This is a genomic window from Mesorhizobium sp. Z1-4 (assembly GCF_004000235.1).
Taxonomy (GTDB): Bacteria; Pseudomonadota; Alphaproteobacteria; order Rhizobiales; family Rhizobiaceae; genus RCIO01.
Map to the genome: position 1 here is coordinate 389,547 of NZ_RCIO01000002.1, position 20,553 is coordinate 410,099.

Genomic DNA, 20,553 nt, shown 5'->3' on the forward strand with positions numbered 1-20,553 from the left:
GGTCGGCTATCCTGACAGCAATTGCGCGACTACGAGGGGCTGGCAATGAGCGATCAATTCACCGAAACCACCTCGGTTTCCTGGTTCGGCAGGCTTCGCCGCTCTGTCGGCGGTATTCTGTTCGGCCTGATCCTGCTTGTCGGCATGGTGATGCTGCTTTTCTGGAACGAGGGCCGGGCGGTGACGACCGCGCGCTCGCTGGCAGAGGGCGCGGGCATCGTCGTGTCGGTCTCCGCCGATGCGGTGAACCCCGCGAACGAGGGCAAGCTGGTGCATGTCACCGGTACGGTGGAGACGCAGGAACGCCTCACCGACACCGCGTTCGGCGTCACCACAAGTGGCGTGCGGCTGCGGCGCAATGTCGAGATGTATCAGTGGAAGGAGACCGCTTCTTCAAAGACCGAAACCAAGCTCGGCGGCGGTGAAGAGACGGTCACCACCTATTCCTATTCGCGGGAGTGGTCGTCGGTGCCGATCGGATCGTCTGGCTTCAAGCAGCCGGACGGTCATCAAAACCCGCCTATGAACATCGAAAGCCAGAGCTTCCAGATTTCGGCGGCCAAGCTCGGCGCATTCGATCTGCAGGCGAATGTCATCGGGCGTATTGGCGGTGCTCGGGACGTACCGGTCGGCCCCGACGTGGTCAACGCGGTACGGGTGGCGACCGGCGGCAACCAGCCGGTGTCTGCGCTCGACGGACGCATCTATATTTCCTACGACCCGAGCCGCCCGCGCGTGGGCGACTACCGTATCGGCTACTCGCTTGTGCCGCTCGGTCCGATCAGCGTGGTCGGCGAGCAGCAGGGCACGAGCTTCGACGCATACCAGACCGTCGCAGGCGACAAACTCCTGATGGTGCACAACGGGATATCGCCGGCGGAGGCGATGTTTGCCGACGCCGTCACCGGCAATACTGTCCTCACATGGGTGCTGCGGATCGTCGGGCTCGTGTTTCTCGGCGTCGCCTTCGGACTGCTGTTGGCGCCGATCGGCGTGGTTGCGGATGTCATACCGTTTCTTGGACGTATCGTGCGTATGGGCACAGGGCTAGTGGCGTTCGCGCTGGCCGCTCTGGTGGGCTCCATCACCATCGCCTTGGCATGGTTCTGGTATCGCCCGGTGCTGGCGCTGGTTATCCTGATCGTGGGTACGGGCATCTTCTATGGCGTTTCGTATCTTGGCAAAAAGCGGGAGGCGCAGGGCGGCGCAGAAGCCGCGGCCGAAGGCGGTTGATGCACTGTCCGCACGACTGGACCTTGTTATCGAATAAGGGTAAAGCGTGCGCGCCTGACGCGGGCTCATTCGCCCGCCGGCCGCATTGTTGGGGCGTAGCCAAGCGGTAAGGCAACGGTTTTTGGTACCGTCATGCGCTGGTTCGAATCCAGCCGCCCCAGCCAGCCTCCGCTTGCTTCGCAAGCTATGGCTGGGCAAGCCGGCAACTAGCCCGCAGCTTTAGCAGTTACTTCGCAGTTGAGCGTGTTGCTGACGGTGCACATCGCCTTGGCGCGCGCGATGATCTCAGCTTCTCCGTCGGGTGCCCAATCGGCGATGCCGCTCACCTCACAACGCACGGTTTGAAGCCGGCCTGGAAGGTCCAGAGCCTTCTCGCCAACCACCGAGACGCTGAAAGGTCCGGCGTCGAGCTTGTCGCCTTTAGCGACGATGATGACCGATTTCACCATGCAATGCCCGACGGACGCCAGCAGCATGTCGACCGGCGTGTCGACGGGCGGGTGGGGCAAAGCGGCTCCATCCGCCCCCATCTGGAATGTTACCTCCGACCGGTCGCTGATCCGTGTGATCACCGGGCCGAATTTCTTGGGTCTGATCTTCATGGTCGTCTCGTTCTCTAAAAAAGCAGGTCGGGCAAAAACAGTGCGATTGCCGGGAAGGCCGTGAGCACGGCAATCGCCAGGAGATGGGCCAGCCAGTAAGGCACCGTAGCCCAGGCAACGCGGCCAAGGCTGAGTTCGTTGTTGGTGAGGCTGGCGAGCACCGATAGGTTGAGGCCGACAGGCGGCGTGACCTGGCCGATTTCGATGACGATGGTGATCAGAACGCCGACCCATACAGGGTGAAAGTCGAGCCCGGTCAGTAGCGGAAAGACCACCGGCAACGTCATGATCATCAGCGACAGGCCGTCGAAGAAACAGCCGAGGATCAGATAGATGATCACCACCACGAGCAGAATGCTGTAGCGGTCCAGCCCGCTTTCGGCGACCGTCAGCAATATCTGCTGCGGGATGCCGAGGATGCTCACCGACTGCGCTAGAATGGTAGCGCCCAGAACCACAAAACCGATCGAGGCAAAGAGCAGGGTCGAGCGGAACGTGGCTTCGACCAGCCGCTTCAGGGTCAGGTCGCCCCACAGAAACGAGATGATCGCTGCCAGCACGACGCCCAGCCCGGCCGCCTCTGTAGGCGTGGCCAATCCGCCGATGATGCTGCCGATCACAGCGACGATCAGCGCCAGCAGCGGCCAGATCTGACCGAAACCCAGGAAGATCTGCCATGCGCTTCTGCGGGTGGGGTCGGGCGGGGCAACGCTCGGGTCACGCAGCGCCTTGAAGAAGATGTAGGTCATGAACATGGCCGCGACCATGATCCCCGGCAGGATACCTGCCACGAAAAGCTGACCGATCGAGGTCTCCGTCAACGCTCCGTAGATCAGGAAGGACAGGCTCGGCGGGATGAGCAGGCCGAGAGTGCCCCCGCCCGCCAGGCTGCCTACGATGACATCCTTGTTGTAGCCGCGGCGCGTCATCTCCGGGTAGGCAACGGAACCGACAGCCGCAGCAGTGGAGAGGCTCGACCCGCTGACTGCGCCGAACAGGGTGCATACGGCGATGTTGGTGTGCAGCAATCCGCCGGGCACACGGCGGAACAGGGGCGAGAAGGCTGCATAGGCTCGATTGCTGACGCCAGAGCGCAGGAGAATTTCGCCCATCAGAATGAAAAGCGGCACCGCGCTCAGCGTAAAGGAATTGAACACACTCCAGATGCTGTCGACGGCAAGCGACGTTGCGCCATTGGAATAGACATGGAGCAGGATCAGCCCGGTGAGGCCGAGGGCCGCGCCCAGGGCAACGCCCGTCGAGGCGGCGAGCACCAGCGTTCCGATCAGGGTCGTCCAGAACACGGTCAGCGATCTCCGCCGGAAGTAATGTCGGAAACGTCGTCGCGCACGGGAGCGTGCTCCGGTTCCAGCAACCCAACCAGCCGGCCAAAGAAGATGAGCCAGATGGCAGCCAGCGAGAGCGGCAGTGCCGCCATCCACGGATAGAGCAGGATGCGGGCGGTTTCGGTTTTCAGATTGCGCAGCCAGGCAAATTCGAACCAGGGAATAGAGACCCAGACGATCCAGCCGAAAAACACAAGGCCGACGAGCAGAGCAGCGACGCGCATCAGCGCTCCGAAGCGCGGTCCGAGCGCGTCCAGGACAATGGTGACCCGGATGTGTTGAGAACGAAGTGTGACGAGCGGCAGCGCCAGAAACAGTGCGGTGCTGAGCATCAGGCCAACCACATCTTCGGTGAGATGAAGCGGCGTATTGGCAAAGCGCCGCATCGTCACGCTGGTGACGATGATAGCAACGATGGCGGCCATCGACAGGGTCGAAAGCGCCGCCATGGCGAGGGCCAGATATTCCAGCCCTCGCGCAAAGACCAATCTGGCCCTGTTCATGTTATCGCTAGCGCCCGAGCGCCTTCAGCACACGTTCGCGGTATTCGAGCGCATTGCCGCCGGCTTCCTCGGCCAGCATCTGCCAGGTGGCGGACACCGCCTCGAGGAACTGCTGACGGTCGGCCTCGGGGAAATCGTCACCCCAGGTGATGCCTGCTTCGACCAGTTTCTCGCGAGCCTGCAGTTCAAGCTCGAGATCCTTGTCATATTGGTTGGTGCGGTCCCAGAGGTCCTGCGCAGCCTTGGTGATGGCGGCCTTGATCTCCTCGTCGGTGCTGTCCCAGCGCTCGTCGGCCACAGCCAGCGTGTAAGGCGCAGATGCCATGGGGTAGATGAACGACGCGTAGGACGTCACTTCCTGCAGCGAGATGGTGTGTGCGTAAAGTGCGGGGTAGAGTGCGCAATCGACAACACCGGTCTTGAGCGCGACATAAAGCTCTTCCTGCGGGACGATCTGCGCAGCGACACCCAGCTTGGTGAAGGTCTCCACCTGCTCGCGCGCCCAGACGCGCAGCTTGACGTTTTTCAGCTTCTCAAGCGTGTTGATGGGCTCGTCGCGGCAGAATACCGACACCGAAAGGGTGGGGATGGCGACATACCCGACGGTGGACACGCCCCATTCGTCATACTCTTCGGCGTAGATTTTCTGGACCTCGGGCAGCACTGCCTTCAGCTCTTCCACGGTGCTGATGGCGCCCTGGACGAATACCGATCCGAGAGCAGGTGCGTCGCGCCCCAGATAGTTGGACCACATCAGGCTCATCTCGACAGCGCCCGTGGGTATCACGCGCAACAGGTCGGTGTTCTTGAGGCCGAGCGAACCGCCGCTATAGACCGTGAGCGTAAAATCCTTCCCGGCCAGGACCGCATTCACCTCATCGGCGAATTGCTCGATCTGCGCGCTTTCGGGGCGCGTTTCCGGAAGGAAGTTGTTCAGGCGCCATTCCTCGGCGCCAGTTGCGCTGAGGCTGGCGCCGGTTGCAGCAAGCGCCAGAACTGCCGTGCGAACGAAATGCTTCATTTGAGTCCTCCTTCTTGTCGTCTGTCGACCATGCGAGAGCTTAGCGATCTTCCTGGATGACGTTGCCGCCAGCCGAGCCCGGCCGATAGGTTGTTCCCGGGCGCACCATAGCGGCTTTGGAAGGAATATCTTGTAGCGATTGCCCGTCGCGATGCGCGAAAATTCGAACTGTTTTTTTGAAAAGCGGGAAAAAATGAGACCGCATTTTGCCGAGGCCGCAGCGAAAGTTGCTGCGCGGCCCGGTTTTTTGCGCGCGTCAGCGGCAGCGAAATCAGCGCCGGAAAGCTTAGACGAAGGGCCGGCCCGGCATGAACCGGCGCGGCAGCAGGCGCTCCAGATACTCTGTCCCTTCGGTCGAGACGCGGTTTTCGTCTGCCTCCAGAAAACCGTCTGGCATGTGGCGGGTTTTCCCCGCCACGTATTCGAGCGGCACCAGCGCCGGCCTGGTCGCGCCGCCGGAGTATTGAAGCGCAACCGAGCCGCTGCCGCGTTCGGCGACCTCGACCGCGAAACATCCGGCTTCGAATGCCTCGCGCTGGTCGGTCTCGCTGATCATGGCAATGGCGCCGCGCGGCAGGTAACCCAGCGTATCGACGCGCGAACGGGTGCCGGTGAGGTCTTCTGCGAGAATGCGCTCGATCGCCTGGCCGAGATCGGTGCCGGAAAGGCGGACGTTGCCGTGGGCGTCCCGCTCAAGCATCTCGGCTGGCACCAGGTTTTCGACCAGCGAACGGCCATCGGCGCCCGAAACACCTTCCGACATCGCAACGATGCAGCGGCCATGGCGCGCCATAACTGAACGGATGTCGTCGACGAACCGCGCCCGATCGAAAGCACGCTCGGGCACGTATGTGAGATGCGGGCCGCCGTTCTCGTCCAACCGCCATGCGCTGGCTGCCGCGGTCAGGAATCCGGCGTGTCGGCCCATGACGATTCCGACATAGATGCCCGGCAGGGCACGAAAATCGAGATCGACGCTGAGGAAAGCGGCGGCCACGAACTCTCCCGCCGAGATAAATCCCGGCGTGTGGTCGTTTTCCATCAGGTCATTGTCGATTGTCTTCGGCGCATGAACGCAGGCAATGGTGCTGCCCGAAGCGTCGGAGAGGATCGCCTGCGTGCCTGCCGTGTCGTTGCCGCCGATATAGATGAAGGCGGACGCATCGACCTTCTTCAGGCCGGCCAGAACCTGCTCGCAATAGGCGGCGTCAGGCTTGTCGCGCGTGGAACCAAGGGCCGCACTCGGCGTGTTGGCAATACGCATCAGCTCGTCGTGCGGCAGGGCGCCAAGGTCCACGAATCTGCCGTCCCGTACGCCGCGCACGCCGTGCAGCGCACCCAGAATGCGGGCATTCGAATCGCGCCGCCGGGCTTCAACGACCGCACCTGCCATCGTCTGGTTGATGACGGCGGTCGGGCCTCCGCCCTGCGCGATCACGATGGTGCGTGGCATCGATGGTCCTTTCAATCCGCCGTCGCCCCGATCGATTTAAATCGATTGAGTTGGCGACCTACCGGCGTCTATCGAAAATAGGCCAGCGCGTCAAACGGCTTGGTTTTGGGCGTTGCAACACATACTCTGAAAGCGAAAGCGAAGGAGACATTCTTGAAACAGCGGGACAGGCAAGGGTTGGCCCTGAGCGGTGCCAGCGGAGCGAGCGTCGGCCACTACGAGACCGCGCTTGGCTCGTTGCGCTGCTTCATCGGTGATCCGATCGCGGCAGCCGAAGCAGCCATCAAGGCCGATCCGGGCTTTGTGATGGCCCATGTCTTCAAGGGCTACATGTACGGCCTTTCGACAGAAGCGGCGGCCATGCCGGTGGCGCTTGCCTGTGCGGAAGCCGCCGCGGCGCTGCCGGCAACGACGCGAGAACAGGGGCACGCCACGGCGCTGCGGCATCTGGCGGAGGGCCGTTGGCATCAGGCGAGCCGGACGCTCGAGGACCTGACGATCGAATATCCGACTGACGCGCTTGCCTTGCAGGCCGGGCACCAGATCGATTTCTTCACCGGCAATTCGCGCATGCTGCGCGACCGCATCGCACGGGCGCTTCCCGCATGGGATGAAGCAATGCCCGGCTACCACGCGATGCTTGGCATGCATGCTTTCGGGCTTGAGGAGATGGGCGAGTATCAGCGCGCGGAGCACAGCGGAAAACGAGCGGTCGAGTTGGAACCGCGCGACGGCTGGGCGCAGCATGCGGTGGCGCATGTCATGGAAATGCAGTGCCGGCAGGCCGAAGGGATTGCGTGGATGCGGCAGGATACTGACGCATGGTCGCACGAGAGCTTTCTTCAGGTTCACAACTGGTGGCATCTGGCGCTGTTTCACTTCGATCTCGGTCAGGAAAACGAAGTGCTGGCGCTTTACGACGGGCCGATTGCGGGCGGGCAGTCCGAGATCGCTCTCAACATGGTGGACGAGTCGGCGCTCCTTTGGCGGCTTCATCTGACGGGCGTGGATGTAGGGTCACGCTGGGACCCTTTGGCGGACAAATGGGAACGACAGGCCGGCCAGTCTGCATACGCGTTCAATGACGCACATGCGATGATGGCTTTCGTTGGCGCTGGCCGGCACGCGGCCGCCGAGGCCCTGCTTGAAGCTCAGCAGCATGCGCTGGCAAGCGCGGGCGACAATGCCGAATTCACCCGAGATGTGGGCCAGCCGGTGGCACTTGCCATTCGTGCTTTCGGCCGCGGCGACTTCAGCGAAACGGTACGCCTGCTGAGACCGATCAGGCACATTGCGCATCGTTTCGGCGGCAGCCATGCCCAGCGCGATGCCATCGACCTGACCCTTGTCGAGGCGACGATCCGCTCCGGCAGTCACGCACTCGCCCGCGCGCTTGCCGCCGAACGGTTTCATGCGCGACCGGACAGCCCGCTTTCGCGCCTTTTCCTCACCCGGGCCGAAGCTCTTCCCAAGTAAATTCAAAAGCGCCATTGATTTTTTTTGAGTTTCGAAAAAAATAGGCGAGGCGCGCTTGGCATGCGGCGCTATTTGGGAGGATCGCCAACATGTTTCTCGGTCTCGACCTGGGGACGTCGAGCGTAAAGGCGCTTTTGATCGACGAGGATCAGCGGATCGTCGGCTCGGCGACAAGCGATCTCAGCGTCCAGCGACCGAAGCCCGGATGGTCGGAGCAGGATCCCGCGAGCTGGATCTCGGCTTGCGAAGCGGCCATTGGGAAGCTGGAGCAGGCGCATCGGCAGGCACTCACCGCCGTGAAGGGCATCGGGCTTTCGGGCCACATGCATGGCGCGACGCTGATCGGAGCCGAGGGCGAGGCGCTGCGGCCGTGCATTCTGTGGAACGACACACGCAGCCACGCTCAGGCCGCAGCGCTGGATGCCGACCCGCGCTTTAGGGCTCTGACGGGCAATATCGTTTTCCCGGGCTTCACCGCGCCGAAGCTTGCCTGGGTGAAGGAAAACGAGCCACACATCTTTGCAGCGACGAAAAAGGTGCTTTTGCCCAAGGATTTTCTGCGGCTTTGGCTCACCGGCGACGCGATATCGGAAACGTCGGATTCGGCCGGTACCGCCTGGCTCGACGTGTCCAGGCGCGCCTGGGCGCCTGATCTCCTTGCCGCGACCGATCTCGACGAAAGCCACATGCCGGCACTGGTGGAAGGCACGGAGCCGGGTGGCACGCTGCGCGGCGCGCTGGCCTCCAAATGGGGCATGCGCGGCAATGTCGTGGTGGCCGGCGGGGCCGGTGACAATGCGGCATCGGCCTGCGGTATGGGCGTTGTGCGGCCGGGCGAGGCTTTCGTATCGCTTGGAACGTCCGGCGTGCTTTTCGCGGCGAACGAGGCTTATCGGCCGAATGCCGGCAGCGCGGTGCACACATTCTGCCACGCCCTGCCGAACGCATGGCACCAGATGGGTGTTATTTTGTCGGCTACGGATTCTCTCAACTGGCTTGCTTCCATCACCGGCAAATCGGCAAGCGAACTCTCGACAGAAGTGGGGCGTGAACTCAAAGCACCGGCCCGCGTGACGTTTCTGCCTTACCTTTCGGGCGAACGAACGCCGCACAACGACGCAACTGTTCGCGGTGTATTTTCCGGGCTTGCACATCAAAGCGGGCGAGCCGAACTGACACAGGCGGTGATGGAGGGCGTTGCGTTTGCGTTTCGCGACAGCCTTGAGGCGTTGAAAGCCGCCGGCACCGGCCTTGAACGGGCAACCGCGATCGGTGGCGGTTCGCGCTCGCGCTACTGGCTGGAGACGATCGCGACCGCGCTCGACATCGCCATTGATCTGCCCGGAGATGGCGATTTCGGCGCAGCGTTCGGAGCGGCCAGGCTCGGCCTTATCGCTGCGACAGCGGCGGACCCGCTGGCAGTCTGCACACCACCTGAGATCACAGAAACAATCGAACCGGAGAAAGCCCTGGTTCCGGCATTTGCCGAAGCCTATTCGCGCTATCGCGCGCTTTACCCGGCCATCAAAGGAGCGAGCACGTGAGCACCGGATATTTCGGCGATATCGAGAAAATTGCCTATGAGGGGCCGAACAGCTCCAACCCGCTTGCCTTCCGGCACTACGACCCGGACGAGAAGGTGCTCGGCAAACGGATGGAAGACCATCTGCGGTTCGCCGTCTGCTACTGGCACAATTTCGTGTGGTCGGGAAACGATCCCTTCGGCGGCCAGACATTCGAGCGTCCGTGGTACTCCGATGCTGGCGCTGCAGACACGATGGAACTCGCCAAGCTCAAGGCCGACGAGGCCTTCCGCATGTTCGAATTGCTTGGCGTTCCATATTTTACCTTCCACGATGCGGATGTGCGACCGGAGGCCGATACGCTTAAAGAAAGCATCGCCAGGCTGGATGAGATCTGCGACTATTTTGCCGGCAAAATGGAAAAAAGCGGCATCAAGCTTCTGTGGGGCACGGCGAACCTTTTCAGCCACCGGCGCTATATGGCAGGGGCCGCCACCAATCCCGATCCCGACGTGTTTTCCTATGCCGCAGCGACGGTGAAATCCTGCATCGATGCCACGCACCGGCTGGGAGGCGAAAACTACGTGCTGTGGGGCGGGCGCGAAGGCTACGAAACGCTCCTCAACACCGACATGAAGCACGAACTCGACCAACTTGGCCGGTTCCTTTCCATGGTGGTCGACTACAAGCACAAGATCGGTTTCAAGGGTGCGATCCTAATCGAGCCGAAGCCCCAGGAGCCGACCAAACACCAGTATGATTTCGACGTGGCGAACGTCTACGGTTTCCTGAAGAGTTACGGGCTGGAGAACGAGGTTCGCGTCAACATCGAGCAGGGGCACGCGATCCTTGCCGGCCATTCCTTCGAGCATGAGCTCGCGCTTGCCAATGCGCTCGGCATATTCGGCTCGATCGATATGAACCGGAACGACTATCAGTCCGGCTGGGACACCGATCAGTTTCCAAACAACGTTCCGGAGATGGCGCTGGCCTTCTACCAAATACTTCTTGCGGGCGGCTTCACGAGCGGCGGCACCAATTTCGACGCCAAGCTCCGCCGTCAGTCGCTCGATGCTGAGGACCTGCTGCTGGCGCATATCGGCGGCATGGATTGCTGCGCGCGCGGCCTGAAAGCTGCCGCCGGCATGCTGGAAGACAAGGCGTTGTCGGGTCCGCTCGCGGAGCGCTATGCCGGGTGGAACGGCGCGGAGGCCAAAGCAATGCTCGACGGCCAGCGTTCGCTCGAAGACATTTCAGAGCGAGTACTCTCCGGCGGGCTCGATCCGCAGCCGAAATCCGGCAAGCAGGAGCATCTGGAGAATGTCGTCAATCGCTATGTGTAAGTAATAACTTACGCACAGCGCGACGCTGCTAGTTTAGCGGAATGTCGTTGTCGGCCTTTGTCGCCTGATAGGTGTCCGACAGTTGGTTGAATTTGTCCGAAATCGCTTCGATGCGTTTCAGCGCTGCGTCGCGCTCTTCTTCAGGCAAGGCATTCGCCATGTCGCGAAGGGCGTGTGCCGTCCAGAACGCATTTTCGCGATTGTAGCCACCCGGATCGAGCCGGAAGACTTCCTTTAGGATCTTCAGATCGTGCGGGATGGCGAAGCTGTCGCGCGAGTCTTCGTGGCTGAAGAGGTAATAGAAATTGTCGAAGCCGGTCCAGGTGATGGCGGACAGGCAGAGCGAGCAAGGCTCGTGCGTTGCAAAAAACAGGCAGTCGCGCGTGTCAGGGCGCTTGTCCTTAGGCAGCTCATAGAAGCGCTTCAGCGCATGCACTTCGCCGTGCCACAGCGGATTTTCGATCTCATTGTTGGTTTCGGCGATGACGAGCGAAAGATCCGACTTACGCAATATCGCGGCACCGAACAGTTTGTTGCCGCCTGCCACGCCGGCCTGCGTCAGCGGCACGATGTCGTTCTCGATAACGTCCAACAGGCGGTTGAGCAGTTCGGCGTCAGTCATTCGCGGTTTCCGGCAGTTCGATCAGATAGGGTTCGTCGAAATAGTGTTCTTCGAGGTTGTTTCCCTCGCCGCCGCGGTCGACGACAAGGAAGTCCTGAACCTGCGAAATCGGGGTCAGAACCGCGTGCCACAGATGGCGGCGGTAGTTTACGCCCTGTCCGGGCCGGGTGACAAACACGCGCGGCGCAAGCGGACCGCTCGGACTGTCGTGACATACAGCAACCAGGAAGGGGCTGGGAGAAAGCGGCATGAAGGCCTGGCTGCCCAGCGGGTGGCGTTCCACCATCTTCAACTGCAGCGGAAATTCATAAGGCTGGCCGCGAAAGATGGAGACGAGAACGCGGGCCGCCTCGCCCGTCGCCTCCACCTTTGCCAGATCGTGGAAGCGCTCGGTCATGCCGCCATTGATCATGCGCGGAGCGTCGCCTTCCGTGTCCAGCACGTCGCCGAATTCGGCGAAGGCGGCGCGCGTCAGCGGCTCGGCGACGATCGTCTTCATAAAGCGCCCAGCGACAAACGTGGATGGCGGTTCACGTCCTTATAAAGCAGGTAGCGGAAGCGGCCGGGGCCGCCGGCATAGCAGGCCTGCGGGCAGAAAGCGCGCAGCCACATGAAGTCGCCGGCTTCCACCTCCACCCAGTCGTCATTGAGGCGGTAGACCGCCTTGCCCTCCAGCACGTAAAGCCCGTGCTCCATCACATGCGTTTCGAGGAAGGGGATCGCCGCCCCCGGTTCGAAAGTCACGATATTGACGTGCATGTCGTGGGTGAGATCGTCGGGATCAACAAAGCGGGTTGTCGCCCAGCGCCCGTCCGTACCCGGCATCGCATTGGGCTTGATGTCCTGTTCGTTGCAGAAAAGCGGCTCGGGCGCGTCGATGCCAACCGCCTTCTCATATCGTTTGCGTATCCACATGAAACGGGCGGGTTCGGAACCGTTGTTGCGCAGCGTCCAGCCGCTTGCAGGCGGCAGATAGGCGAAGCCGCCCGGCTTCATTCGATGCGTTTCGCTAGCGACGGTCACTTCAATCTCGCCGGACTGAACGAAGAGTGCTGCCTGCGCAGTCTCGTCCGGCTCGGGTGCGGTGGATCCGCCGCTGGGTTCCACCTCCATCGCGTATTGCGCGAAGGTTTCTGCAAAGCCGGAGAGCGGGCGCGCCAAAATCCATGCACGTGTCTTTTCCCAGCCCGGCAAAAGGCTGGTGACGATATCGCGCATCACTGAATGCGGGATCACCGCATAGGCTTCGGTGAAGATCGCGCGGCTGGTGGTCAGCTCAGTCTGTGCCGGGTGGCCGCCGGGCGGCGATTGGTAAGTCGGGCCTGCCATATGCTGTTCCTTCTAGGCGGGCAGAGTGTCTTTGAGCCGAAGCAGAGCGATACGCTCGACCTGCTCGCAGGCGGTGGCGAATTCGGTTTCGCGGTCGTTGTTGATGCGGGTCTGGAACGCGGCGAGTATCTCGTCCTTGGTCCGGCCCTTGACCGCGATGATGAACGGGAAGCCGAACTTCGCGACATAGGCGGCGTTGAGTTCGGTGAAGGTGGTGCGCTCGGCGTCGGTCAGCGCGTCGAGCCCGGCAGAGGCCTGCTCGGCAGTGGATTCGGCCGTCAGGCGTTTCGCCTGTGCCAGTTTGCCGGCGAGGTCGGGGTGCGCGGTGAGCACGCCCAAACGCTCCTTATCGCTGGCCGAACGGAACATGCGGGCCAGCGCATTGTGCAGGCCGCCGGCGCTGTCATGCGCGGGTCCGAGTTCCAGCTCAAAGGCGCGCTCCGCGATCCAGGGAGAATGCTCGAAAATACCGCCGAAGCGCGACACGAACTCGTCCTTCGCCATACGGCTCGGCCGCAGTGCAGGCGCTTCATACGGAAAGGTCGTTCGCCAATGCGCGGCGATGTCGGCGCGGCGAGCGACCCAGACTTGGTCGTGGCTCTTCACATAGTCGATGAAGCGCTGAAGTGCGGCCGCGCGGCCCGGCCTGCCGACCAGCCGGCAGTGCAGCCCGATATTCATCATGCCGGCGCGGCCCTCGCCGCCTTCGCGGTAGAGCGTGTCGAAACTGTCCTTCAAATAGGCGAAGAACTGGTCGCCGGAATTGAACCCCTGCGGCGTGGCGAAGCGCATGTCGTTGGCGTCGAGCGTGTAGGGGATGACGAGTTGCGGGGCGATTGCGTTGCCATGGCCGTCATGGTCGAGCCAGTAGGGCAGTTCGTCGTCATAGGTATCGGAAATCCAGTCGAAGCCGCCTTCCGCCGCCGCGATGCGGACCGACCACGCAGAGGTACGCCCCACATAAAGGCCGCGCGGCCGTTCGCCCACCACCTCGGCGTGAAGGCGGACAGCCTCGTCGAGATCGCGGCGTTCGTCTTCCTCCGAATAGTCGCGATAGTCGATCCATTTGAGGCCGTGGGAAGCAATCTCCCAATTGGCCTCTTTCATGGCGGCAACCTGGTCTGGCGCGCGGGCAAGTGCGGTTGCGACGCCGTAAACGGTGACTGGCAATCCGGCCTCCGTGAACATGCGATGCAGGCGCCAGAAGCCTGCGCGGGCGCCATATTCGTAGATCGATTCCATGTTCCAGTGGCGCATGCCGGTCCAGGGCTGCGCGCCGACGATCTCCGACAGGAACGCCTCGGAAGCCGCGTCGCCATGCAGGACGCTGTTTTCGCCGCCTTCTTCGTAATTCACGACGAACTGAACCGCGATACGCGCGCCGCCCGGCCATTTCGGGTCAGGCCGGCTGCGGCCGTAACCGCGCATGTCGCGCACATAGCGCTTGGTCAACGCAAACTCCCTTCGGTCCGCGATTCAGTTGCGCGGTTGCTTTACGATAGTCCATCGCAACTTGCCGGTATTCCCCTCAAAAAGTTTGAAAGTCTTTTCCCCCCGTTCCGTCGCTCCATGGCTTATGCAATGTTTCGCGATGGCCCAGAGTTGGGCTCACGTCCGCGATAACAAAGACAAGGAACACAATGACGGGCAGTTCATCGGCAAAGCTGACCACGCATGTTCTGGATACGGCCTCCGGCCTGCCGGCGGCGGGGCTGGAAATCACGCTCTACCGGCTGACTGGTGACGCGCGCGAGAAGTTGAAAACGGTCGTCACAAATGATGACGGGCGCTGCGATGCGCCGTTGCTTGCCGGAGCCGATTTCGCGACCGGCCAGTACGAGCTGGTATTCGCCGCGGGTGACTATCTGCGCCGCATGGGGGCAGCGCTGCCGGAGCCTGCCTTTCTCGACGTGGTGCCGATCCGCTTCGGCATGGCGGAGGAGAAGCACTATCACGTGCCGCTGCTCATCTCGCCCTATGGCTACTCCACCTACAGGGGAAGCTGATGGCCGGCGCGCGCGATCACATCAGGTTTCTGCTCAACGGCACGGAAGTCACGACCGGCGATGTCCGTCCGGACGAAACGCTGCTCGACTATCTCAGGCTGCAGCGCAAGCTGACCGGCACCAAGGAAGGCTGCGCGGAAGGCGATTGCGGGGCCTGTACCGTGCTCGTGGGCCGGCTTTCGGATGGCGAGCTCGTCTATGAGGGCGTCAATGCCTGCATCCGCTTTCTGGCGTCGGTCGATGGCTGCCATGTGGTCACGGTCGAGCATCTGAGGCGGCCGGACGGCACGCTGCATCCCGTGCAGCAGGCGATGGTCGATCATCATGGCTCGCAATGCGGCTTCTGCACGCCGGGTTTCGTGATGGGGCTTTACGGACTCTGGATGCGCAGGCCCGACCCGAGCGAGCAGGAAATCGAGACCGCGCTGCAGGGCAATCTGTGCCGCTGCACCGGCTATGAGCCGATCGTGAAGGCGGCGAAAGCGATATCCGGCTACGGCGCTGTGAAAGACGACCCGCTGGTCGCGGAGCGCGCCGAAGTGACAGCAACACTGAAGGGCTGGAAAGACGGCAGTCGCGTCGAAATCGGCACCGACGGCGAGCGCTTCATCATTCCCGGTTCGCTGGACGATTTCGCCGATGCCTACGAAGCCAATCCGGATGCAACCATCGTTGCAGGCGCTACCGATGTCGGGCTGTGGGTGACGAAGTTCATGCGCGAGATCGCGCCGGTGATCTTCATTGGCGGTCTGGAAGAGTTGCGGCAGTCCGGCAGGTCGGAGGGCGCGATCACTCTCGGAGCAGGGATAAGCTACACCGCGGCGCGCGAGATTCTGGCTGAGGCCATTCCGGCTTTCGGCGAGCTGATCGAACGAATTGGCGGCGACCAGGTGCGCAATATGGGCACTATTGGCGGCAACATCGCCAACGGCTCGCCGATCGGCGATACGCCGCCGCCGCTGATCGCACTTGGCGCGGAGCTGACACTTCGCAAGGGGAGCCGCCGCCGCACAATGCCGCTCGAGGAGTTCTTCATCGATTACGGCAAGCAGGACCGCCAACCGGGCGAATTCGTGGAAAGCGTGACCGTGCCGCTGCCGGCCAAAGGCGCGCATTTCGCAGCCCACAAGATCACCAAGCGGCGCGACGAAGACATCACCGCAGCGCTTGGCGCATTCCATGTGGAACTCGCCGGTGACGGAACCGTTGCGAGCGTGCGTATCGCCTATGGCGGCATGGCCGCGACCCCGAAACGTGCGCGCTCCGCCGAGGCCGTACTTGTTGGCAGGCCGTGGAGCGCCGACAATATCGAAGCGGCGATGGACGCCCTGTCGTCGGACTTCACGCCGATTTCCGACATGCGGGCCTCTGCTGATTATCGCATGCTCGTTGCGCGCAACCTGCTGAAACGCTTCTTCATAGAGAGCAGCGGCACCAAAAAGCCGGTGACCGTGAAGCGGTACGAGGTGGCGTGATGAACAGGCTCGCGTCAAACCTCTCGGCCACCAGGATCTCCGGCGGTGTCGCGACCGACCAGCAGCACGATTCCGCGCACAAGCATGTCACCGGCGAAGCCGTCTATATCGATGACATGCCGGAAGTGGCCGGCATGCTGCATGGCTGCCTCGGCCTCTCGACGGTAGCGCACGGGGCCATCCTCTCGATGGATCTTTCCGATGTCGAGAGCGCGCCGGGTGTCGTGGCGGTTCTCACGGCAGCCGATGTTCCGGGCGAGAACGACATTTCGCCAACCGGGCTGCATGACGAGCCGGTCCTTGCGGAAGGCAAGGTGCATTTCTTCGGGCAGCCGGTGTTCTGCGTGATCGCAGAGACGCGGGAGGCGGCGCGGCGCGCCTGCAAGCGCGCGCGGATTGACTATGACGAAAAGCCCGGCATTTTCGACATCGGCGGCCTCGACGGCGAAAGCGACAAACTGGTCACTTCGCCGCTCAAGCTGGAACGCGGCGACATAGCGCTTGCGCTCGGCTCGGCTCCGCATCGCATCAAAGGGCAGATGCGCGTCGGCGGGCAGGATCATTTCTACCTCGAAGGTCAGATCGCGATGGCGCTGCCCGGCGAGGATGGCGACGTCACCGTTTATTCCTCGACGCAGCATCCGAGCGAAGTGCAGCACATGGTTGCGCATGCGCTGGGCGTTGCCTCGCATGCGGTGACGATCGAAATCAGGCGCATGGGCGGCGGCTTCGGCGGCAAGGAAACGCAGGCGAACCAGTTTGCAGCGCTTGCCGCTATTGCCGCCAAGAAGCTTGGACGGGCGGTGAAAATCCGTCCCGACCGCGACGATGACATGACCGCCACCGGCAAGCGGCACGACTTTCTGGTCGATTACGAAGCCGGGTTCGACGACGACGGCAAGATACTCGGCGCTGATTTCCGCTTTGCCGCGCGCTGCGGCTTTTCGGCGGACCTTTCAGGTCCGGTGACCGACCGCGCTCTTTTTCACTGCGACAATGCCTATTGGTTTCCGGCGGTGCGCGCGCAGTCTGCGCCTTTCTACACCAACACCGTGTCCAACACGGCGTTCCGCGGGTTCGGCGGGCCGCAGGGCATGGTGGGCGGCGAGCGGCTGATCGAAGAAATCGCCTTCGCGCTCGGCAAGGACCCGCTCGAAATCCGCAAGCGCAATTTCTACGGTACCGACGAGCGCAATGTGACGCCCTATCACCAGGCGGTGGAGGACAATGTCATCGAGCGCGTTGTCGCCGAGCTGGAAGCGAGTTCCGACTATGCCGGCCGGCGGCGCGAGATCGCGGCGTTCAATGCCAACAGCGAAATCGTCAAACGCGGCATCGCGCTAACGCCGGTGAAGTTCGGCATTTCATTCACCGCGACGCATTTCAACCAGGCCGGCGCGCTGGTGCATGTCTATACCGACGGTTCGGTGCATCTGAACCATGGCGGCACAGAGATGGGGCAGGGGCTCTACGTCAAGGTCGCGCAAGTGGTGGCCGAAGAGTTCCAGATCGACATCGAGCGCGTAAAAATCACCGCGACGACGACCGGCAAGGTGCCGAACACGTCCGCTACCGCCGCCTCGTCGGGCTCCGATCTGAACGGCATGGCAGCGCAGAACGCGGCCAAGCAGATCAAGGACCGCCTGATTGCCTTCGCTGCCGAAAAGTACGAGGTGCCGGAGGAGCAGGTCGTGTTCCTGCCCAACCGGGTGCGGATCGGCAATCAGGAAATCCCGTTCGAGGAACTTGTCAGTCAGGCTTATATGGGGCGCGTTCAGCTCTCGGCCGCCGGCTTCTACAAGACGCCTGAAATTCACTGGGACCGCGAAAAGGGTCGCGGGCAGCCGTTCTATTATTTCGCTTATGGCGCGGCATGCGCGGAGGTTTCGGTCGACACGCTGACCGGCGAATACACAGTCGACCGCGTCGATATCCTGCACGAAACCGGCCGCTCGCTGAACCGCGCCATCGACATCGGTCAGATCGAAGGCGCCTTCATTCAGGGCATGGGCTGGCTGACGACTGAAGAGCTGGTCTGGGACGAGAAGGGCCGGCTGAGGACACATGCGCCGTCGACCTACAAGATCCCGCTGGCCTCCGACCGGCCGAAGGTCTTCAACGTTGGGCTGGCCGACTGGGCCGACAATGTGAAGCCGACCGTGCATCGCTCGAAGGCGGTTGGCGAACCGCCCTTCATGCTGGCGATTTCCGTGTTGCACGCGCTTTCCGATGCGGTTGCGAGCGTTGCCGACCACACCATATGCCCGAAGCTAGATGCACCGGCGACGCCGGAATGCGTGCTGATGGCGGTCGAAAGGCTGAAGCGCGAGATGGCGGGTTAGCGCACATGCATTCGTGCGTTATGCTCCCCCAGAACAGGGGGATGGAGTCGATGAAGAAAAGACTGAAAATCTGGATTGTGGCGCTATCTGTGGGTATCGCAGGCGTCGTTTCTGCCGCCGCACACGACGCCGATGTCTGCAACGAAGAATCGTTCGGATATTTCAGGATCGCGAACTTCAACGGCGGGCCACCTAGTGCCGAGCTGATGAATCTCAGCGAAAACCGTCTGGTGCAGATACAGATTAAGCCATTTGAGGTTGGCTATTCGCTAAAGCTGGACCTTAGAGACGAAAATGGGAAGGTTGAGACACTTTCCATAAACGCACAGGCAAGCATCCTGAGAGAAATAACCCACCTCTCGGCGAGTGTAGGATCGTATCCACCTGGTGCCGACTATCGGGGTTGTTATCGCTTTCTGGAGTGATCCGGAGCGGCGATGAGCTCAATCCTGTCAGGTCTCCAGGCGTTTCTGGCTGCGCATAACGCGGCAGCGCTCGTCGAAGTGGACAAGGCCAAAGGGTCCACGCCGCGCGAACAGGGCGCATGGATGCTGGTGTCGGCCGAAGCGATATTCGGCACGATCGGCGGCGGTCAGCTCGAATTCCTGGCGATCGACAAGGCGCGCGAACTGATTTCGCTCAACCAGGCGAGCGGGGCGCTGGACATCCCGCTTGGGCCCGAAATCGGCCAGTGCTGCGGCGGGCGCGTTGCGCTTTCGATCTCGCTGATGGACGACGTCAAGCGCGCCGATTTGCTGGCGAGAGCGAAGGCCGGAGATGACGAGCGCCCGCATGTCTATCTGTTCGGCGGCGGTCATGTCGGCCATGCGCTGGCGACTGCGCTTGAGCTTCTGCCGCTGAAGGTCGGCGTCGTCGAGACCCGCGCGAAAGCTCTGGAAGGTCTGCCGGATAGCGTTGTCGCCAGGCTAGCAGCCGTGCCTGAAGACGCAGTGCGCGAGGCGCCCGCCGGGTCGGCGTTCGTGGTGCTCACGCATGATCACGCGCTCGATTTCCTGATCGTCGCGGAAGCGCTGAAGCGGGATGATGCCGCCTATGTCGGCATGATCGGCTCGAAGACGAAACGCGAGACCTTCCGCCGCTGGTATCTCAAGGAAGGTGGCGGAAGCGACGCCGATGCGGCGCGGCTTGTCTGTCCCATCGGCGGAAGCGACATAGTCGACAAGCGCCCGGCTGTGATCGCGGCGTTGAGCGTTGCGGAGATCGTACGCGCGCTGGGCTAACGCCCGGCCAAGGTCTCGCGGATCATGCGCTGGCAGCGCTCTGCCATGAAGTCGAGCAGCAGCCGCACCTTCGGGTCCTGGAAATTCTTGTGCGGATAAACGGCCGCCAGTTGCACCGGCGACGGAGGAAAGTCCGGCAGGATGACCTTCAGCCGCCGGTCGCGAATGAAAGGCTCAACCTCAAAGCGCGGCTTGTTGGCGATGCCGTGCCCGGCGATCGCCCAACCGGTAAGAACATCGCCGTCGTCGGTGTCATACGGGCCTCGGACTTCGATTTTCTGCGGGCCCTCCGGTCCATTCAGCGTCCAGGTGAAGTCGCGCGAACCAGGGTAACGCAAGAGCAGGCAGTCATGTTTTTGCTGAACAAGGTCCGCCGGTCTGGCGGGTTCGCCGCGCTTTTCCAGATAGGTTGGGGCGGCAACCAGAACACGCTCGCAATCCAAAATGCCGCGCATGCGCAGGCTGGAATCTTCCAGCACGCCGACACGGAAGGCAACGTCGATGCCCTCCTTCATGATGTCGACATTGTGGTCCGACAGGCGCAGCCGCACCTCGATGTCGGGATAACGGTCGTGAAATTCGGGAATGCCGGAAGCGATCAGGCGCCGGCCGATGCCGAGCGGCGCGGTGACGCGAATCGTGCCGCGCGGGTGGCCTGAGAGCGCGGTGACGGCGGCTTCCGCTTCATCAACGGCATCGATGATGCGCTTGGCGCCGGTGTAGAAAACCCGGCCATGTTCGGTTGGCGTCAGCTGGCGCGTGGTGCGGTTGAAGAGCCTGACGCCAAGATGTTTCTCAAGTTCCTTGATGCGGTTCGAGGCGACAGCTGGAGAGATCCGCATGTCGCGACCGGCCGAGGAAAGGTTGCCCAGCTCGACGACCCTGACAAAGACTGCGACATTGTCGAGATAGGCCATGCGGCACCACGTTCAAAAAAGCCCGGCATTATTTTCCAGTTTTTTTTGAAAGTCATCGTGCATCTCGTCCCTTTCGCTTTGGAATGCACAGCCTAAAGTCGGTCACGCATATCGGCTGAGG

Annotated in this window: 19 protein-coding genes and 1 tRNA gene; 10 read left to right on the top strand and 10 right to left on the bottom strand. The window is 62.2% G+C overall.

Annotated features, from left to right (window positions below; all coding sequences use genetic code 11):
- The first annotated feature begins 45 nt into the window (after positions 1 to 45).
- Complete coding sequence (locus tag EP165_RS08880) at positions 46 to 1,233, top strand: TMEM43 family protein (protein ID WP_127521561.1); 1,188 nt, start codon at positions 46 to 48, stop codon at positions 1,231 to 1,233.
- An 89-nt stretch (positions 1,234 to 1,322) separates the two neighbouring features.
- Positions 1,323 to 1,397: transfer RNA gene (locus EP165_RS08885), tRNA-Gln, on the top strand.
- Between the two features lie 42 nt (positions 1,398 to 1,439).
- Here the strand turns inward: EP165_RS08885 and EP165_RS08890 are convergent.
- The 5 genes from EP165_RS08890 to EP165_RS08910 form a co-directional block, all read right to left on the bottom strand.
- Positions 1,440 to 1,835 carry an OsmC family protein gene (locus EP165_RS08890; protein ID WP_127521563.1) on the bottom strand — a complete coding sequence of 132 codons (396 nt, stop codon included), beginning with the start codon at positions 1,833 to 1,835 and terminating at the stop codon, positions 1,440 to 1,442.
- Between the two features lie 14 nt (positions 1,836 to 1,849).
- Positions 1,850 to 3,139, bottom strand: coding sequence for a TRAP transporter large permease (locus EP165_RS08895; RefSeq protein WP_127521565.1), 1,290 nt, complete (start codon positions 3,137 to 3,139; stop codon positions 1,850 to 1,852).
- Positions 3,140 to 3,141: 2 nt separating this feature from the next.
- On the bottom strand, positions 3,142 to 3,684 hold the full coding sequence (locus EP165_RS08900) for a TRAP transporter small permease (protein WP_206075890.1): 543 nt from the start codon (positions 3,682 to 3,684) through the stop codon (positions 3,142 to 3,144).
- A 7-nt stretch (positions 3,685 to 3,691) separates the two neighbouring features.
- Positions 3,692 to 4,705: a TRAP transporter substrate-binding protein DctP gene (gene dctP / locus EP165_RS08905; protein ID WP_127521567.1), complete on the bottom strand. Its 1,014-nt coding sequence runs from the start codon at positions 4,703 to 4,705 to the stop codon at positions 3,692 to 3,694.
- A 286-nt stretch (positions 4,706 to 4,991) separates the two neighbouring features.
- The gene (locus tag EP165_RS08910; protein ID WP_127521569.1) at positions 4,992 to 6,158 is read right to left on the bottom strand and encodes a diphosphate--fructose-6-phosphate 1-phosphotransferase; all 1,167 of its coding nucleotides are present in this window, start codon (positions 6,156 to 6,158) and stop codon (positions 4,992 to 4,994) included.
- Positions 6,159 to 6,311: 153 nt separating this feature from the next.
- Here EP165_RS08910 and EP165_RS08915 point away from each other — a divergent pair, with 153 nt between their 5' ends.
- The 3 genes from EP165_RS08915 to xylA all read left to right on the top strand — a co-directional run bounded on the left by EP165_RS08915 (position 6,312) and on the right by xylA (position 10,500).
- Positions 6,312 to 7,634: a tetratricopeptide repeat protein gene (locus tag EP165_RS08915; protein ID WP_127521571.1), complete on the top strand. Its 1,323-nt coding sequence runs from the start codon at positions 6,312 to 6,314 to the stop codon at positions 7,632 to 7,634.
- Between the two features lie 89 nt (positions 7,635 to 7,723).
- Positions 7,724 to 9,178 (top strand): xylulokinase, encoded by a 1,455-nt coding sequence (gene xylB / locus EP165_RS08920; RefSeq protein WP_127521573.1) that lies wholly within the window; start codon positions 7,724 to 7,726, stop codon positions 9,176 to 9,178.
- The gene (gene xylA, locus EP165_RS08925; RefSeq protein ID WP_127521575.1) at positions 9,175 to 10,500 is read left to right on the top strand and encodes a xylose isomerase; all 1,326 of its coding nucleotides are present in this window, start codon (positions 9,175 to 9,177) and stop codon (positions 10,498 to 10,500) included. The genes xylB and xylA overlap by 4 nt, the downstream gene beginning before the upstream one ends.
- 28 nt (positions 10,501 to 10,528) lie before the next feature.
- Here the strand turns inward: xylA and EP165_RS08930 are convergent, their stop codons facing one another.
- Genes EP165_RS08930 through puuE form a run of 4 tightly spaced genes read right to left on the bottom strand, consistent with a single transcriptional unit; the run spans position 10,529 to position 13,879 of the window.
- Positions 10,529 to 11,122 carry a nucleoside deaminase gene (locus EP165_RS08930; protein WP_127521577.1) on the bottom strand — a complete coding sequence of 198 codons (594 nt, stop codon included), beginning with the start codon at positions 11,120 to 11,122 and terminating at the stop codon, positions 10,529 to 10,531.
- A complete protein-coding gene (locus EP165_RS08935; RefSeq protein WP_127521579.1) occupies positions 11,115 to 11,621 on the bottom strand; it encodes an ureidoglycolate lyase in 507 nt (168 codons plus the stop codon). Before EP165_RS08935 ends, EP165_RS08930 begins: the two co-directional genes overlap by 8 nt.
- Entirely contained in the window at positions 11,618 to 12,451 is an 834-nt protein-coding gene (locus EP165_RS08940; RefSeq protein WP_127521581.1) for a bifunctional allantoicase/(S)-ureidoglycine aminohydrolase, read from the bottom strand. The genes EP165_RS08935 and EP165_RS08940 overlap by 4 nt, the downstream gene beginning before the upstream one ends.
- A 12-nt stretch (positions 12,452 to 12,463) precedes the next feature.
- Positions 12,464 to 13,879: an allantoinase PuuE gene (gene puuE, locus EP165_RS08945; RefSeq protein ID WP_127522582.1), complete on the bottom strand. Its 1,416-nt coding sequence runs from the start codon at positions 13,877 to 13,879 to the stop codon at positions 12,464 to 12,466.
- A 212-nt stretch (positions 13,880 to 14,091) separates the two neighbouring features.
- On the opposite strand from puuE, the gene uraH reads away from it, so the two are divergent.
- Genes uraH through xdhC form a run of 5 tightly spaced genes read left to right on the top strand, consistent with a single transcriptional unit; the run spans position 14,092 to position 19,515 of the window.
- The gene (gene uraH / locus EP165_RS08950) at positions 14,092 to 14,457 is read left to right on the top strand and encodes a hydroxyisourate hydrolase (protein ID WP_127521583.1); all 366 of its coding nucleotides are present in this window, start codon (positions 14,092 to 14,094) and stop codon (positions 14,455 to 14,457) included.
- Positions 14,457 to 15,932 carry a xanthine dehydrogenase small subunit gene (gene xdhA, locus EP165_RS08955; RefSeq protein WP_127521585.1) on the top strand — a complete coding sequence of 492 codons (1,476 nt, stop codon included), beginning with the start codon at positions 14,457 to 14,459 and terminating at the stop codon, positions 15,930 to 15,932. Before uraH ends, xdhA begins: the two co-directional genes overlap by 1 nt.
- Complete coding sequence (gene xdhB / locus EP165_RS08960; protein ID WP_127521587.1) at positions 15,932 to 18,274, top strand: xanthine dehydrogenase molybdopterin binding subunit; 2,343 nt, start codon at positions 15,932 to 15,934, stop codon at positions 18,272 to 18,274. The genes xdhA and xdhB overlap by 1 nt, the downstream gene beginning before the upstream one ends.
- Positions 18,275 to 18,324: 50 nt before the next feature.
- Positions 18,325 to 18,699, top strand: a complete 375-nt coding sequence (locus tag EP165_RS08965) for a hypothetical protein (protein ID WP_127521589.1) — start codon at positions 18,325 to 18,327, stop codon at positions 18,697 to 18,699.
- Positions 18,700 to 18,711: 12 nt separating this feature from the next.
- Positions 18,712 to 19,515, top strand: coding sequence for a xanthine dehydrogenase accessory protein XdhC (gene xdhC / locus EP165_RS08970; RefSeq protein WP_127521591.1), 804 nt, complete (start codon positions 18,712 to 18,714; stop codon positions 19,513 to 19,515).
- Here the strand turns inward: xdhC and EP165_RS08975 are convergent.
- Positions 19,512 to 20,432, bottom strand: coding sequence for a LysR family transcriptional regulator (locus EP165_RS08975; RefSeq protein WP_127521593.1), 921 nt, complete (start codon positions 20,430 to 20,432; stop codon positions 19,512 to 19,514). The two genes, xdhC and EP165_RS08975, sit on opposite strands and share 4 nt — an antisense overlap.
- Between the last annotated feature and the right edge of the window lie 121 nt (positions 20,433 to 20,553).